Origin of the sequence: Ornithinibacillus scapharcae TW25 (assembly GCF_000190475.1) — a bacterium.
GTDB classification, from domain to species: Bacteria; Bacillota; Bacilli; order Bacillales; family Amphibacillaceae; genus Ornithinibacillus; species Ornithinibacillus scapharcae.
Genome location: NZ_AEWH01000019.1, coordinates 13,742 through 30,300, shown reverse-complemented (window position 1 = coordinate 30,300; position 16,559 = coordinate 13,742). Strand labels below are relative to the sequence as shown.

The window sequence follows — 16,559 nt, the reverse complement described above, 5'->3', positions numbered from 1 at the left end:
AAATGAAAATAAATGAAAATAAGTTGTTAGCGGGATACATAATTTTAAAGGGGAGTGATTTGTATGAGAAAGCCTAGGATTGGAATGGTTGGTTTAGGCGGTATCGCCCAAAAAGCATATCTGCCAATTTTATCGAAAGCAACAGATTGGGAGTTTGTGGGTGCATTTTCACCGAATGCCGTAAAAAGAGATCAAATTTGTAGCCAATATCGTATGCAAAGTTTTACTAGTTTACCAGCATTAATACAAGAAAGTGATGCCATTTTCGTGCATAGTTCCACAGATTCACACTATGCAGTCGTCTCGGAGATATTGAATAATGGAAAAGATGTGTATGTTGACAAGCCTTTAGCAGCAACAGTAGAGGAAGCGGAAAAACTAGTAGAACTAAGTGAAAAGTATGGAAGAAAGCTAATGGTTGGCTTTAATCGTCGATTCTCCCCAATGTATCGAAGAGCAAAAGAATTAGCAGGTGATTTTACTAGCTTCCAATTTGAAAAACACCGTGTAAATGGTGTTGGTCCGGATGATTTCCAGGATACTATGCTGGATGATTACATCCATTTAGTTGATACTGCACGATGGATAGCTGGTGGCGAGATGCGACTTGCCTTTCCAACAATTCAATTGAACAAGGCTAATCATCTTATTTTCGCACAGCATTTGTTCGAAATTGGTGCCAAAGCAATGTTAACCATCACCATGCACCGCAATGCTGGTACCAATTTAGAAGAATTTAAGTTGATTACAGATGGTGCAGTCATTCGGGTGACAAACATGAATGCGATGGAGATTGTTCAAAATGACATGTTAACGATAGAAAGCCCATCCTCATGGGAAACTACTTTGAAGCAAAAGGGGTTTGAAGACGCGGTACACCATTTTATAGCGTGTGTAATTGGAGATAATCAACCTAGTGTTGATGGGGCAGAAGGATTGAAAACACAAATACTTGTTCAACAGTTAATAGCGGAAAATGGTTCGATAAAAACTCCCTACCAGTAGTAGGGAGTATTCGTATTCGTTTAGCTAAAGTAGAGCGTAACTAGGAAGAGTACCCCGAAAATAAGCCACATCCATGAATGATTTCATCAGTAGAAGCCAAAGTTGCTTCATATATGGTCTTATTTTGCTTCTTCATATAAGACTGAACAGCCTTGTATCCTACTGTATAACCGGCACAGAATGGCAGCCCCACCGGTTGATATCCTTCTTGTTCCGCAATTTCATCCCCAAACATATAGCTGCTCACTTCAGCAAACCCTTTAACGTTAAGGGCTTGTCCAATAACATAGGTTGAGTACTCGATTTCTTCCTTATCCATGCTAGTTACCCAAGGTCCTAATTGCTCTGTTCCGTATAATTCTTTTGCAAACGACTCAGCCAATCCTTCTATAACAAGATAATCTCCTACTGTTACATTTCCATGATCCCAATTAAAATATGAAAACCGAATATTATGATGAAACTCATGAGCAATCACCGCAGGAAGTCGCGGTAAATTATAGTCATTTGGATAGATATTGACAGTTATAAACCCAGGAATACCTCCAAACCCCGTAGATCCTCGTTGGAGTTTTAATTTATCAGGGTCTGCAACAAATATCCCAAATTTTAATTCATCTGCATTTATTTTTAATCCCGACCTATTGCTATTTTCTATGCAGTTTTTAATGGTATGTTCCGCTACGGTATAGATGTCGTTTTCTTTTAGGATTGATAAACCCTGTTGGATTTGGTTCCTGTTAGATAAGTCTGCGTAGCCAAGCATTTTGGTAGCCATGATAACGTCATACCCATTCTCGTGCTTCGCTTTTATAGGAACATGGATTAAATTCCACATCTCTCTAAATGGTTTCATCATGGTATAACGAAAATAATCTTCTCTTTCTCTTATATTCGGGATCGCAAGTAGTTCTTGATATTGTTCTAGTGTTTCGATTATTTTAAAGGTCAACCCCATTTCAAATCACCTTTTGCGCAAATAGATTTAGATACTTCTTTCGTTGTAATCAACGTAAATCTCCTCCATATTTCAAGACTAAGGTATTACGTAACGTTAATGTCAACTAACTTTACGAGATAGATTTTAAGAATAAATTGTTTGCCAGTGCCCCTGTCCCGATTGTAAGCGTCTTTTCGGTATTCTAAATACGATTTGCACATTAGAAAAGCCAATTACATGGAGTGACAAACCTGTACAGTTTGTTTGCCTCCTATGTGTAAAGAAAAACAGCCAAGAAGACCTCCAAACATTATATGAATTACTAGGAAAAATCATCGAAAGCAGAACAACCGTCCAAAAACTCATCAAAGCCCAAACCCACCAAACCTTTATGCGGGACGCGGGACAGGTCCCTTGTCCAAAAACTAGAGAAGAGCGCTACAACATGTAAAACTGCTGCAGCGCTTTTCTTTTGTCTCTATCCAAATAATAGTATATGGTTTGTATAGAAAGACATCTCTTTCCGAAGTTTCCCTAATTGTATAGGAAAAAAATCAATACATAACATAGCAGGTGATAAGATGAATCTAGGAACGATTGGTACAAGCTGGATCACAAGTGATTTTATTCAGGCAGCAAAAGAAGAGGGTACATGTAAACTGCATGCTGTCTATTCACGATCAGAGCAAAAAGCTAAGGATTTTGCGGATACACATGGCGCTGAAACTTACTTTACAGATTTAGATCAGATGGCGAAAAGCGACAAACTCAATTGTGTTTATATTGCCTCTCCCAATTCCATGCATGTTGAGCAGGCGATCCTTTTCTTGGAGAACAAAAAGCATGTAATCTGTGAAAAGCCGATGTTTTCTAATCGTAAAGAATGGGAAAAGGCTATTCAGGTAGCCGAGGAAAACGGTGTGTTTTTATTCGAGGCAATGCGAAATATCCATATGCCAGGATTTCGAGCATTAAAGGAGAGTTTGGATAAGATTGGAGTACCGCGAAGTGCTGTCCTAAACTATTCTAAGTTTTCCTCTAGATATACGAATGTCTTAAATGGCGAAGAGCCGAATATCTTTTCGTTAACCTATTCCGGTGGTGCTTTGGTAGATCTAGGTGTTTATCCATTAGCAGCAGCCATTGATTTATTCGGTAAACCAGAGGATGCTACCTATTATCCAGTCAAGATAAGCACCGGTGTTGATGGTGGCGGGACACTCGTTTTACGCTACGCTAATTTCAATTGCACGATTCTATGCTCGAAAATTAGTACTTCCTATAATCCTTCAGAAATCCAAGGCGAGAAAGGGACGATTACGATTGATGATATCGGATCTTTTGCCAATGTGAAGTTTATCGATGATTCGGGAGAAAGTTCGATCGCAACTAATCATCCTAAGTCAGATATGTATTATGAGGTAGAAAGCTTTGTCTCTATTATGAAGGAGAATGATCGAGAAAGATATCAAGCTCTTCTGAAGCATAGTAGTGAGGTTCTCGAGATTACAGAGAAAGTACGTAAGGATAACGGAATTGTATATAAGGCTGACGAGAAATAATTGGTGATAAACCCGGCATCTTATTGATTAGAACTTAATCATTAAGGTGCTTTTTTATATTGGAATAGGTTGAGAAAGTGTGGATGTTGCTGGTGGGACAAGGAACCAGTCCCCATGTCCTTGCTTCCAATGTAGTAAAAAAGTACCATTTATATATTTAAAAAAAGTCTTTTCTTTTTCTGATATCTAGTACATAATGAAAAAGTGTTAAGCGAACAAACGAAAAAACGTTGAAGAAGCTTAACAAAAATTTTAACTAAAAATAGGTCGAAAGTCCTATGTTAGACGACATGAAATCGATATCACTATGGTGTATTCCGCAATTTTCTTATTAATCTATTTTTATTATTACCGTAGTAGATTGAAAGATTAATGTAATGTCAACTATAGTTCATAGATCTTACCAGGGGGAAAATATTTAATGGCAAAATCACATAAATTAGTTAAAACTTCAGCAGCAGTTTTAGTTGCGTCAACAGTAGTTCCTGCAGCAGTTTCTGCCGCAACATTGAACGATATCAATTCAGTTCCTGCTTACGCAAAAGATGCTGTACAAAAACTTGCTGATGAGAACTACCTTGTAGGTGACGAAAATGGTAATTTTAAGCCTGGCAACATCGTAGACCGTGCACAAGCTGCAGAAGTACTACGTAAAGCGCTGAACTTACCTGTTGAAGGTACGGAAGATTTCTCTGATGTTTCTTCAAATAATTGGTTCTACAATGCAGTAGTTGCTACATCACCTGAACTTTTCGAAGGTACAGGCAACGGAAAATTTAATCCAACTGGTGCTTTAACTAGAGAACAAGCGGCAAAAGTTATCGTAAATGGCTTTGGCTTAACTGGTGAAACTTCACTTGATTTCTCTGATGCGAAAGACGCTTCTAGCTGGGCAAAAGCTGAACTTGAAGTAGCTGTAGCAAATGGAATCATTGAAGGTAAACAATCAAATGGTAAAACTCTACTTGCTCCACAAGCTCAAATCACTCGTGCTGAATTCGCTGTAATGGTAGACCGTGCGATTGAAGCGGCTGCTGCTACTGAATTTGTAGTGGAGAGTGTTGAGGCTACAAATGGTAGAGAATTAGTAATTGAATTTAGCCAAGCTGTTGATGAAACTGATGCTAAAGACCTTTCTAACTACACAATCGAAGGCGTAGATTTCACTGGTGCAACTGCTGAAGTTTCAGAAGATGAAAAAACTGTTACGATCACGCTTGCTGCTGGTAATGAAATTGACGTTAAAAATGCAGCAGTAGTAATTGACGAAATCGTATCTAAAGAAGATGCTGACGTAAAAACTGCTAAATTTATATCTCTTATGACTTATACAGATGCAGCTGCTCCAACGGTTGCTAATGTAAAAGCAGAAGGTACAGAAGCTGTAATCAGCTTTGATGAAATTATTGCTAGCGAAGGTACAGTTAGTCTTAACGGTGCACAAATTAGCACTGTAGTTGGTTCTACACCTTACTATGAAGTAAGTGGAAAAACGTTAACAATTAAAAACTTAACGGAAGAAGAAAGCTATAAAATTGATATCGTTGGAGCAGAAGATAGCTCAGGCAATCTTTCTAACCCTATCACTTTAAACTTCACTGTAGCTAAAGCTGATGTTGATGAAGCGAAGCCAACAGTTGCAACTTCAGTATCTCAAAACAAACTAACGCTTTCTTTCTCTGAAGCAGTAGACCCTGGTACTGTTACAATTGCAGGAACTCCAGTAGCTGCTGGTAAAGTAGTTGCTTCTGATGACAAGAAAACTTATACAGTTGATGTACAAGATGCTAATCTTTTCAACGGTACAACATTCTTCTCTGGAGAAGTTGTAGTTAATGGATTTAAAGATGCTGCACAAAATGCAATGGATGAAGTTAAATTCGATGCTACTTTCACTGCAGACACAACAGCACCTAAATTCCTTTCAGCTACTGTAAAAGCTGGTGCATCTGATGATGTATTACTATTAACTTTTGACGATGCTGTAACTTCTGGTGACTTAACAGCAGTTGCGAATGAATTAGTAATCAAAACAAAAGATGGTATTAGACAAACAACAGGTAATATTATTGACCTTACTGCTTCTAACGTAGCTTTTGGATATGACTTAGATGGAAAAGATTCTATTAAAGGTAACGAAAAGAACGTAGTCGCAATCACTCTAACTGGTTTAGTAGACGAGTCTTCTTACGAGTTTGAATTAGATGGTTCATCTGTTGAAGATGTATATGGTAATGCTGTAGCTGATACAATTGACTTCTCTGTAGTGGTTCCTGAATTCGTTGCAGCTGAAGCAGATCCAACTGCAGTTGTAACTATCAGCTCACAATCTCTAGCGGCTGATAACCGTACTATCAATGTACAATTCAACAAGCAAATGAGCGACTCTGCAAAAACTCTATCTAACTACAAACTAGGTGGAAAAGCACTTCCAGCTGGTACGGAGATTAACTTTGTTAATGATAGAGCTAACGTAGAAATTATCCTACCTGCAGGTTCTATTACTGCTAATGGTGCACAACAACTTGAAGTAACTGGTCTAGTTGATGTGGATGGCAATACACTTGTAGATGGTAAAGTAGTGAAAACTATTAGCCTAACTGAAAACGTTGCTCCAACAGCTGGTACTATTTCAGTTGTAAGCAGTAAATCATTTACTGTAAACTTCTCTGAAGCAGTAGCAAACAACGCTTCAGTAACTGGAGTAACAGTGAAAATTGCTGGCGATGATGTAACATCAGCTTCAACTATTGAAGTAGTTAACGGTAAACTAGTTGTAACAACAACTGAAAACTTCGCTCCAACAGACAGCATCTCTGTAGAATTCAAAGACACGAACATCGTGGATGCTAATGGAAACAAAGTAGTAAACAAAACAGTATCTAAGTAATTGGTACACGGGGACAGGTCCCTTGTCCCAGTTTTAGGAAAGCTCTATGGGAGTAATCTCTCGTAGGGCTTTCTTTTTTTGTAAAAAATGCTTTCTTCTAAACTTGATATCTTGAAACAAATAAGTTATTAATGAAAGTGACCACTAGTCAGTTCCGACTTTGAGAGCAGGTTCGATTGTGATAACCTCATCAAACCTTAAAATTCTGGGGTGGCAAGTTTTTTAACGTAGTAAGATTAATAGACGAAGTTATAAAAAAATATAGCCTTATTTAGATTAAGAATTAGAGGACTATTAGGGTAGCTACATATAAACAGAGGGTAGAGAGGTTTACATATGAAAAAGAAAAGAAAGTTAATGATTTTTCTATTGGCAATATCACTGCTCATACTAATTGGTTTGTTCTTTCCTACGTGGACACCTAGTATAAAAGGGGAAAACAGTATTGCGATATTAGAGCAAGTAGAAATAAATGGAACTGATCTGGAAGTGATGATACGAGGTACCGACAAGCGTAATCCGATAATTATCTTTGTTCATGGTGGACCTGGTTGTTCGGAAATTCCTTACGTTAGAAAGTATCAAGATATACTGGAAGAACATTTTACCATTGTTCACTATGATCAAAGAGGAAGTGGTAAATCGTACCATTTCTTTGAGGATTATTCCAATCTATCAACTGATATACATGTAGCGGATTTATTGGCACTTACTGATTACATTAGAGAAGAATTTTCACAAGAAAAGGTGTTATTAATCGGACATTCATTTGGTACCTAGATTGGAATGCAGGCTGCAGATAATAAACCTAATAAATATGTTGCATATATAGGGATTGGACAGGTGGCTAATACGATTGAAAGTGAAATGGATAGCTTGGAATATACAATAGACCAGGCGCAACAAGCCGGTAAACAAAAAGATGTCGACAGACTTATGAGAATGGAAGAATCTATTAAAAGTGGGGAAGATCATACCCCTAGAGACTTGGTACGAAAATATGGGGGCGCAGCAAGGTTAATCAATGATAATATGGATTATTACAAGGGGTTTTTAACAAACCCAGAATATAATTTGCTTGATGTTATTCGTTTTGTAAGAGGAGTTTCGGAAACACAAGAAATTTTATTGGACGAAGAAAAAGAGAATGATATTACAACACTGGTTAAAGGACTAGATATTCCTCTTTATTTTGTAATGGGAAAGTATGATTATATGACATCCACGACCGCAGCCAGAGACTATTATAATTCCGTAACAGCTCCTATTAAAGATTTTGTCGTATTTGAAAACTCGGCACACTATCCTCAATTTGAAGAAGAGGAAAGGTTTGCAGAATGGTTGATTCAAACGTGGAAGAGTTTAGAAGAAAGCAAGACTGATAGGATTGAGTAAGAAGGGAAGTCCGGTTAGACTTTTCTCAACGCTTTATTGGAGATTTTATCGAAGACGGGAATAGTATATAAAGTGTGTGGGAGAAATCATTCGATGGGGTAAACTGGGAACACAGACTTTCAGTTCATCTATCGAAGGTCAATGTGTTAGGGTAAACAGAAAGAATACTAGGCTGAAACAGTTAAAGGATTTACCGTGAAAGTTCCTTAACTGTTTCTACATTATTAGAAGCGTTCAACAATACAACTCCACCGATAATCAATAGAATCCCAAATATTTTAAACGCTCCAAGTACTTCATCCCAAAATAATACACCGATTAAAGCGGTTAAGGCAGTTCCTACTCCCGACCAAATGGCATATGCTAAACTTAATGGAATGGTTTTCATACATAATGATAAGCAATAAAAGGAAATTATATAGCCAGTAGCAACTCCTAGAGACGGAAATAAAACAGTAAATCCATCGGAGAGTTTAAGCATCGTTGTACCAAATACCTCTGCAATTATGGATATGGTTAAATAAATATATCCCTTCATAGCTTCTACCTCCTTCACTGGGATTAATGCGCTCCACCAATATTCAAAAAGATTACCCCACTAATAATCAAGACTAGGCCAAAGAGCTTTTTACTATTAAATCCCTCTTTGTAAATAATAATGCCAACCAATGCTGTAAGTGCAGTTCCTACACCAGCCCAAATGGCATATGCCACGCTAATGGGTAATGTTTTCAACGATAGTGATAGAGCATAAAATGCCCCAGCGTAACCAATTAATACTCCTATTGATGGTAGGATTTTTTTAAAACCATTTGAGGCTTTGAGTAAGGAACTGCCAATAACTTCGGATATAATTGCTACGAACAATAATAGATAGGCATGCATGATGAATCCTCACCTCTTGTCATTTCAGATAATTGCTTCATTACTTGATTTATTACTTATCATAGCTTTTTTAAGCTACTACATCCAATTTTAGTGCACTTAATCTATAATAACAATGTAGATTGTCGTATTTTATTATCAACCTAATCAGGAATATATCGAAAGGTAATTCCATACCATTGGAGTATTATATTATTACTGGCACTGAGGGAGTATGGAGAGTAATAGTACATTAAATATCTAGATTTTATATTTTTGTACAAAAGGTTTTTTTCTTTCGTTCTTCCTTATGATCAGAGTAATGTGGGAATTCTAAAAATATTTACGAATGCCGTAAGGAGTTAAGATAGTTTAAACCAATAAAGAATCCATTTTGCTTGAGATTTCAACAAAATGGATTCTTTCTAACGCCTAGGACCAAGATACCACTTTAATAAGGCATTCTATCATAAATTGTTTCGGTGTCTTGTTCTGTTTCACGCTTAAGTTCTTTTTCCATTGCTTGCTCATGTTAAGGGTAGAGGAATTAAATAAAAGTAAAGAGATTTTTGATGGTATTTTTAGTAGGGTTGAAATTGCTATTGAAACAAAGGATTATTTTAACTATCCACATGTAGAATACATCACCTATGTGATAGTTATTGATAGTAAAATCGATATGATTGATCGAAAAATTAAAGCAACTGCTAAATTCATCAAAGGGAATATTCCTGTTGAGTTTAGAATTGGTTTTATGTTTTCAGAAGAGACAATCATTCAACAGGACATACATGAAATCGTTGAAAAACCACTTTTCGCGGTGGAAGCTGATAGGTTATTTACTGATAATGATTGGCTTGCTACATATCGTTCGTGGTTGATAGAAGCTGTTCAGACGAATATCAAAACGGTAACACTAGAAACGAAGTCTGGACAATTCAAAGCCCATAATTTCTCGGTTAGAGATATTTATATGCTATAAAAAAGTTAGGAGAGGGTAGAATAAGTTACCCTCTTCTTTTCATTTCTAAAAAGAGAGTCCCCCACATGGTGTTTGGATTGTTTCGAAGCCCATGCAAGGTTCTGGGACAAGGGTGATGTGACCCCGTGTCCCACTAAAAATAGACGTAAGATATCTTATTTGTTAAAATAATGTAAAGATTTTGGGGGACATTTTTCATTTTGTAAAGGATGTTTTGGATGGCGAAGTTTGAACGGTTTCGATTGGAAAACATCAATTGGGAGCCATTAAAGAAAAAGACGCTAAAAATTGTACAATGGTTTGCGTCTTACACGGAATGGTTCTTATTTGTATTTCTTATGATGTATAAATTCTATCTGTTTGCAAGATACACGGATACGGTATTTTATGAAACGGGTGCTAAAGGTTTTCTAGAGAATATTTATCTCTTTTTATTTAAAGGAAAATCTTTCAATTATCTACAACATGAGCTTGTATTAGTAAGTCTCGGATTTTTACTGCTTTTCACGTTTTGGGTACTATTTTTAAAAAGAAAAGCAAGAATCATTTCACTTATTGTACTTAATTTCTTTATAACTTTCCTTATCTATGCGGACTTAATTCATAAACGATACTTTGGTGGATTCACGTCTATGTCTGAATTGTTTCAGATAAACCAGGTTGGGGATGTCGCTGGAAGTATTATGGAGTTAATTGAAGGAAAGGATATTTTCTTTTGGGTCGATATTATCATCTTAATCCCAATCATTATTTGGGTATTGAAGAAAATTGACCTAAAACCCTATAAGCGCAAGATTCTTGGTGGATTCATGGCATTATTTATCGGCTGGTTCTCGATGTCACAAAGCATGTTCACGTTTTACTACGATTATGGTGGTAAAGACGTTCTGGAAAAGATGGTATCAGATGAAACAGCATATAGCTATACCGGTATATTAGGTTATCATTTTTTTGATGCCAAAAGATTTATTAAGGATTATACCTTATCGAAAAAAGGTGTTCCGCAAGAGAGAGATAAGGAAATTACCGACTATTTTGAGGCAAAGGAAGACAAGATTAATACGGATACATTTGGCTTGATGAAAGGTAAAAACTTAATTATCGTACAGATTGAGGCGTTACAAGATTTTGTTATTGGTAGGGAAGTTAATGGGGAGGAGATTACTCCTAATTTAAATCGATTGAAGGAAGAAAGTGTTTACTTTGAAAACTTCTTTCATCAGACTGGTCAAGGGCGGACATCTGATGCTGATTTATTGGTGAACACATCACTTTACCCGTTACAGTCGGGATCTGCATTTACTAGGTTCCCTGTGAATACATACCAAACTATTGTAAATTCATTACAAGAAAAGGGTTATAGTTCCAGTGTGCATCACGCCTTTAACCCTAGTTTTTGGAATCGTAACGAAATATACAGAAATTGGGGTTATGAAAAGTTCTATAGTATAAACGATTTTGAAGGTGAACAAATTGGTTGGGGTGTTAATGACAAAGATTTCTTAATACAGTCCATTGACCAAATGCCTGAAAAACCGTTTTATTCCTTCTTAATAACCTTAACAAGTCATCATCCTTATCCGATGCCGGAAGAATATTACACATTAAATGTAGACGGTATACAGGATAAAGTCTTAAGGGACTATTTGACCGCAACACATTATACCGATCAAGCAATTGGTTTGTTCGTCGAAAAGTTGAAGGAAGAAGGATTATGGGAAAATTCTGTTGTAGTCTTTTATGGGGATCATGATGCTGGCATATTAACACAGGGGCAGGAAACTGGATTATTCGCTACAGAGGGAAGTACTAATTCAGTTGATTACCTCCTTGAAGCGGATAATATTCCGTTATTAATTCATTTTCCTAATGAAGAGCTGACAGGAACCTATGATAAATTTGGCGGTCAAATTGATTTAGCACCGACCATGCTTCATCTATTGGGAGTGGATACTAGCAAGAAATATTTCTTAGGTGAGGATTTATTTTATGATGGAGAACGTCACCCTGTCGTGTTTAGTAATCAACATATGACAGATGGTAAGGTATGGTATGTACCTTCAGAAGGTGCATTTGCTAGTGGAAGCTGTTATGATTTAGAAACAAAAGAAATGATAAGTGTGAATGCATGTCGAGATATGTATAACCAAGCTATAACAGAGCAAGAGGTTTCTGAGGACATGATTCTCGGGAATTGGCTAAAAGATAAAGAATAGGGAAAGACGTAAGCGAACTTTCCCTATTAAATATTTAGAAAGTTGTTAACAGGAACTGGCAAATGGACGATATAATTAATAATATGGTAAAATGTTCTAACGGTGTTTCTTTTGTTACGAAATGATTTTAATAATGAAGTATACTTTCCTTGAGTAGTAGGGAAAATAGTAAAAGCAACTAATTTTATGTTTCTTTTTCAAGCATGGTTACCAAAAATTATCTGAAAAATAGATGGGTTGGCTTGAACTATTTTTATTTTTCCTTCATAATTTAAGGGAACTAAAGAATAAGTACGGGGTGTGCCTATTTAAATGAGTAAAATTCATAGAAATGATCCTTGTCCCTGTGGAAGTGGCAAAAAGTATAAAAACTGTCATGGGGCAAATAATGTAATTGATTTCGATCCGAATTTAATCAACCAAAGATTAAATCAATTGCATCAACAACTAATCACATTTGCATTCGAAAACTACGAACAACAGTTATCAGATCAAATTACAGCCTATTCACAGCTAAGTGTTGAGGATAATGAAGAGCTGGCTGATATCTATAATACTGGACTAGCGATTTGGATCATCTTTAATGTTCCATTCCTGTCAAGACAACGAACTGTCTTTGACGCGTTCTCAGAGAAACAAATGAAGAACATCGACTTCAGCGTTCGAAGCAGTTTCCAAAAATGGAATGGTACGGTTCCTTCCGTATATGAAGTCGAATCTGAAGAAACGTCAAGCGAGAGCTCTGTCATGGTGAGAGAGCTAATTTCTAATGAAACGTTTGAGGTTCCAATTATTTCTAGTGAACAAGTGAACAAAGGAATGCTGTTTGTTGGAGCTTTACTTCCTTTCATGCGTTTTCATAATTTCTTTTATACCTTTATTAAATTATTTGATCGTAAACGTGATGATATTAAGGCGTTATTGCAAAAGTATCAGGATAAGGATGGCACATTAAAAGAAAGCTTTCCAAAATTCCTAGCAGAGGCTTTGGTTCAGGAACCGGAAATAGAAATATCGACGAATGGAAAAGTACCTCAGCTATTTGCTAATAAAATGCTTGCGAAGGATATGGAAGAAGAGGTTGTTCGAAAAGGAATTTCCTTATGGAATGAATACCAGGAAAAAGAAAATCCTTCCATTAAGAAAGCAGAGTCTTATGCAGCTGCATTAGAATATTATGTGCAAAAACACATCATGAAAAATGACAGTCTAACACAGACTGAAATAGCAGACGAGTATAATGTAGCAGCAGGAACGGTTTCTAATAATTATCGTAAGTTAATCGATGCTTTAGGTGGCAAATCATAATGTGAATAAAAAATAACCCCCAGATTTGGGGGTTATTTTTTTGTTTTGTAGTTTTGGCCACTTGGGGTTGGGAGAGGACAAAGGCGGGCGAGCACAATGTGAAAGTCGCACGGGCGGTTTGGAGAGTTGCTCGGGTGGGTGGAGCGAGACCTCACACGAGGGGTTTGGAGAGTAACGCGGGTGGGCGAGAAGTCGCTCACAAGTTCAGAAATTAAAAGGTCGCGCGTGCAACATAAGAATTCGCGCGAGGGGTATGAAGAGTAGCGCAGGTACCAAGCAAACTCACGCGAGAGATAGAAATAGCCGCGCGAAGTACAGCTGTCCGCGCGAGAACTCGGTAAATAGGCTTGAGAAAATAGCTCTCCCGCGTTGGAAAAGGAGAGGTTCGCGCGAGAAAGATACCCCATCGCGCGAGAGCTCCCTCACAAGTTCAGAAATTAAAAGGTCGCGCGTGCAACATAAGAATTGGCGCGAGGGGTATGAAGAGTAGCGCGGGCACCAAGAAAACTCACGCGAGAGATAGAAGTAGTCGCGCGAAGTACAGCTCGCCGAGCGAGAACTCGGTAAATAGGCGTGAAAAATAGCTCTCCCGCGTCAGAAAAGGAAAGGTTCGCGCGAGAAAGATACCCGGTAGCGCGAGTGCTCCGTATTAAGTTCAGAAATTACAAATTCACGCGTGCAACATAAGAATTCGCGCGAGGTGTATGAAGAGTAGCGCGGATACCAAGAAAACCCACGCGAGAGATAGAAATAGTCGCGCGAATTACAGCTGACCGCGCGAGACCTCCATAAAGTGGCGTGAGAAAATAAATCTCCCGCGTTAGAAAATGAAAAGCTCGCGCAACCAGCCTCCACTCCGGCGCAACCAGCCTCCACTCCCGGCGCAACCAGCCCCACTCCGGCGCAACCAGCCCCTAATTCGCCAAAACTTTCAATCATTTTTCTAACAATCTATTAATCATTTATTCTATTCATGTTATCATGGAGAAAGATTGATATTTTTGGGGAGGAGAAATATGAGACATTTGAAGTTTAGTTTGGCTGCTATGGCGGCAACGTTAGTTATAATGCTGTTGCCAAACCATGTAACATATGCAGATGTGGAAGAACAAGTGGCTACAACATGTGATTTTCAGTCAGAATCAAATGGGAATCCAGGGTATAGCACGATTAATTGTTTGTTAACGGAAATGGCTCTTGCTTATGATGTTCCACCTGAGATTGTTAAGGCCATTGCGGAGGAAGAAACTGGTTGGAAACATTATGATGAAACCGGGGAAGTTATCATTTCAGATGATAATGGAATAGGGATCATGCAGATTACGAATCAATCTGCTTATGATGAACAGCAGCTGCAGGACGATATCGTTTATAATATCCGTGCAGGTGTGGAGATACTGGATCAGATGTTTGACCGTACTGATTTACCAGTTATTAATTCCAAGGATAGGGATGTATTAGAGCATTGGTACTTTGCGATGATGGCTTATAATGGAACAAAGCCTGTCAATAGCCCAATTGTTCAGTCCACTGGTAAGCGAAATGTGGGTGCTTATCAAGAAAAGGTTATCCAAAATATTGCTGACCTGGGCTTCATTCAATTAGAACAGCTGCCATTTAAGGTTAGTGATTTCAGTTATGACAGCAACAGTGATGCCAATATTGTTTTTAACACGATGGATTATCATTTTGTTTTACCATTCACGAAGACAAAGCATGAATTTGTTAATGGGGATAAAGTTTCTGTTACGACTGCAGTTCGTCTTAGGGAAAGACCGACTACTACTAGTAACAGCCATACCTTAACAAAAGGTGAAATCCTTACTATTACAGGTCCATTTGTATATGACGAAAATCCTAGTAATAAAAATCAGTTCGTATGGTATCCTGTCAAACGTAGTGATGGGACAAAAGGTTATGTAGCATCAAGTTATTTAAAAACTTGGTTTAAAGATTTACCGAAGAACCATTATGCCGTTGATCATATTTATTATTTACATGATCGGGGCATCATTAATGGCGTCCCAGGTGGCAATTTTGGCCTTAGCTCCAAGTTGAATAGATGGCAAGTGGTGTTAATGGTTGTTCGTGCTAATAATCTTTCCTTGGAAAATAGACCAGATATTCACTTTAGTGATGTTCCGAAAAGGCATAAATATTATAAAGAAATTGCAGCTGCAGTTGACGAAGGGTATTTTGAAGGGGCAGCAGATGGGAAATTTAATCCAGATGCAACCTTCACTAGACGTGAGATGGCTGTAGTGCTTCAAAGGATTTATGATTTCCCTCAAGCGTCTTCCAGTCATCCATTTGATGATGTGCGTGCAGATGCAGGCTCAGGTTGGTATGAGGATGCTGTTGCAAATCTTTATGAAGCTGGAATTACAAACGGTACTGGTGGTGCCGGAGGTCTGAAGTTTGAACCGCTTAAAACTGTTAGCCGTGATCAATTTGCTGTCTTTATGACAAGAGCAATGGATGAAAGTTACAGATTAAAATAAAATTATAATCATAATAAGGGCAGTCTTTCATAGTAGAATGGAAAGGCTGCTCCTATTTTATGGACAAAGGCTCACCAATAGAAAGGAGAGTTGTCTTGAAAAAAATTGTTAAAATTATACTAGGTATGATGGCGTTACTACTAGTAGGAGTCGCCACGGTTATTATATTATTTAATATGGGTATGAAGCCTGATAAGAAGGAAGAAGAAAAAGTAATCGCACAGGCGAAAGAATATATGGAAGAAAAATTTGAAAAAGAAGATTACGAAATTTATGATGTGCTTTATGATAATATGGGGAATTATACGGATTTTGAGTATGCAGCTAGAGTAAGACTTAGTAGTGGAGATGAACTCTATGTGTTCTATCATGACACCTATGATCAAGTAGTTCATAGGACAAAGGATGACGTGCAGTAATCCATATAAAAACGAATGGGGGACATGTCATCCCCTTTTTTTATTTCTCAAGTACTCCCATACCTTCCAAAACGGCTTTAGCATCTTGGTTCAAATAACTTTGAATTTCTGGGCGGATAAATAGCTTAGGGTTGCCCTTAATTGCAAGCTTGACCCCTCTTAAATTAAATTGTTTTGCATAATTATTGATTGAGTTGATGGTGGCCATTTCTGGGCGAGTAAGTGGTGGAAAACCAGATTCAATCCGTTCCAGAACAAAGTTCAGAATTTCTCTGGCATTAGTGTTTAGAAGATGTTTGTTTTCACTTAGTAGTTCATAATTGTTCTCAACATACCTTCTTGTAATCCCGAATTCAAGATTTTCAGAGGAGGTATTTACTTTTTGAATAATTTCATCTAGTTGCATCACGTTATCCCCTTTTTTCGGCTATAATCGACATCTGTCATATTATTATAATTTTCGGTGGATTTCCACGA

13 protein-coding genes and 1 pseudogene are annotated in these 16,559 nt (G+C 37.6%); 10 read left to right on the top strand and 4 right to left on the bottom strand.

Features of this window, described 5'->3' with window-relative positions; translation table 11 throughout:
* Window positions 1–63 precede the first annotated feature (63 nt).
* A complete protein-coding gene (locus G5W_RS0104975; RefSeq protein ID WP_010094728.1) occupies window positions 64–1,005 on the top strand; it encodes a Gfo/Idh/MocA family protein in 942 nt (313 codons plus the stop codon).
* Between the two features lie 40 nt (window positions 1,006–1,045).
* On the opposite strand, the gene G5W_RS0104970 is transcribed toward G5W_RS0104975, so the two are convergent.
* Window positions 1,046–1,963, bottom strand: coding sequence for a DUF2268 domain-containing putative Zn-dependent protease (locus tag G5W_RS0104970; RefSeq protein WP_010094727.1), 918 nt, complete (start codon window positions 1,961–1,963; stop codon window positions 1,046–1,048).
* 136 nt (window positions 1,964–2,099) lie between these two features.
* Between G5W_RS0104970 and G5W_RS23140 the strand changes: the two genes are divergently transcribed.
* The 4 genes and pseudogenes from G5W_RS23140 to G5W_RS21990 all read left to right on the top strand — a co-directional run bounded on the left by G5W_RS23140 (window position 2,100) and on the right by G5W_RS21990 (window position 7,792).
* On the top strand, window positions 2,100–2,396 hold the full coding sequence (locus tag G5W_RS23140; RefSeq protein WP_081472426.1) for a PTS sugar transporter subunit IIA: 297 nt from the start codon (window positions 2,100–2,102) through the stop codon (window positions 2,394–2,396).
* A 130-nt stretch (window positions 2,397–2,526) separates the two neighbouring features.
* Window positions 2,527–3,507, top strand: coding sequence for a Gfo/Idh/MocA family protein (locus G5W_RS0104965; RefSeq protein ID WP_010094726.1), 981 nt, complete (start codon window positions 2,527–2,529; stop codon window positions 3,505–3,507).
* A gap of 421 nt (window positions 3,508–3,928) precedes the next feature.
* Window positions 3,929–6,397, top strand: a complete 2,469-nt coding sequence (locus G5W_RS0104960; protein ID WP_010094725.1) for an S-layer homology domain-containing protein — start codon at window positions 3,929–3,931, stop codon at window positions 6,395–6,397.
* Window positions 6,398–6,733: 336 nt separating this feature from the next.
* A pseudogene (locus tag G5W_RS21990) lies at window positions 6,734–7,792 on the top strand (alpha/beta fold hydrolase).
* Between the two features lie 190 nt (window positions 7,793–7,982).
* Here G5W_RS21990 and G5W_RS0104950 read toward each other — a convergent pair.
* Entirely contained in the window at window positions 7,983–8,330 is a 348-nt protein-coding gene (locus G5W_RS0104950) for a DMT family transporter (protein ID WP_010094724.1), read from the bottom strand.
* 23 nt (window positions 8,331–8,353) lie between these two features.
* Window positions 8,354–8,677 carry a DMT family transporter gene (locus G5W_RS0104945; RefSeq protein WP_010094722.1) on the bottom strand — a complete coding sequence of 108 codons (324 nt, stop codon included), beginning with the start codon at window positions 8,675–8,677 and terminating at the stop codon, window positions 8,354–8,356.
* Window positions 8,678–9,185: 508 nt separating this feature from the next.
* Between G5W_RS0104945 and G5W_RS0104940 the strand changes: the two genes are divergently transcribed.
* The 5 genes from G5W_RS0104940 to G5W_RS20460 all read left to right on the top strand — a co-directional run bounded on the left by G5W_RS0104940 (window position 9,186) and on the right by G5W_RS20460 (window position 16,082).
* Window positions 9,186–9,638 carry a hypothetical protein gene (locus G5W_RS0104940; protein ID WP_010094720.1) on the top strand — a complete coding sequence of 151 codons (453 nt, stop codon included), beginning with the start codon at window positions 9,186–9,188 and terminating at the stop codon, window positions 9,636–9,638.
* Window positions 9,639–9,856: 218 nt separating this feature from the next.
* On the top strand, window positions 9,857–11,854 hold the full coding sequence (locus G5W_RS0104935; protein WP_010094718.1) for an LTA synthase family protein: 1,998 nt from the start codon (window positions 9,857–9,859) through the stop codon (window positions 11,852–11,854).
* Window positions 11,855–12,166: 312 nt separating this feature from the next.
* On the top strand, window positions 12,167–13,162 hold the full coding sequence (locus tag G5W_RS0104930) for an SEC-C metal-binding domain-containing protein (RefSeq protein ID WP_010094717.1): 996 nt from the start codon (window positions 12,167–12,169) through the stop codon (window positions 13,160–13,162).
* 1,016 nt (window positions 13,163–14,178) lie between these two features.
* The gene (locus tag G5W_RS22665; protein WP_010094713.1) at window positions 14,179–15,663 is read left to right on the top strand and encodes an S-layer homology domain-containing protein; all 1,485 of its coding nucleotides are present in this window, start codon (window positions 14,179–14,181) and stop codon (window positions 15,661–15,663) included.
* Window positions 15,664–15,758: 95 nt separating this feature from the next.
* The gene (locus G5W_RS20460) at window positions 15,759–16,082 is read left to right on the top strand and encodes a hypothetical protein (protein ID WP_010094711.1); all 324 of its coding nucleotides are present in this window, start codon (window positions 15,759–15,761) and stop codon (window positions 16,080–16,082) included.
* Window positions 16,083–16,122: 40 nt separating this feature from the next.
* Here the strand turns inward: G5W_RS20460 and G5W_RS0104910 are convergent, their stop codons facing one another.
* Window positions 16,123–16,488, bottom strand: coding sequence for a hypothetical protein (locus G5W_RS0104910; RefSeq protein ID WP_010094709.1), 366 nt, complete (start codon window positions 16,486–16,488; stop codon window positions 16,123–16,125).
* Between the last annotated feature and the right edge of the window lie 71 nt (window positions 16,489–16,559).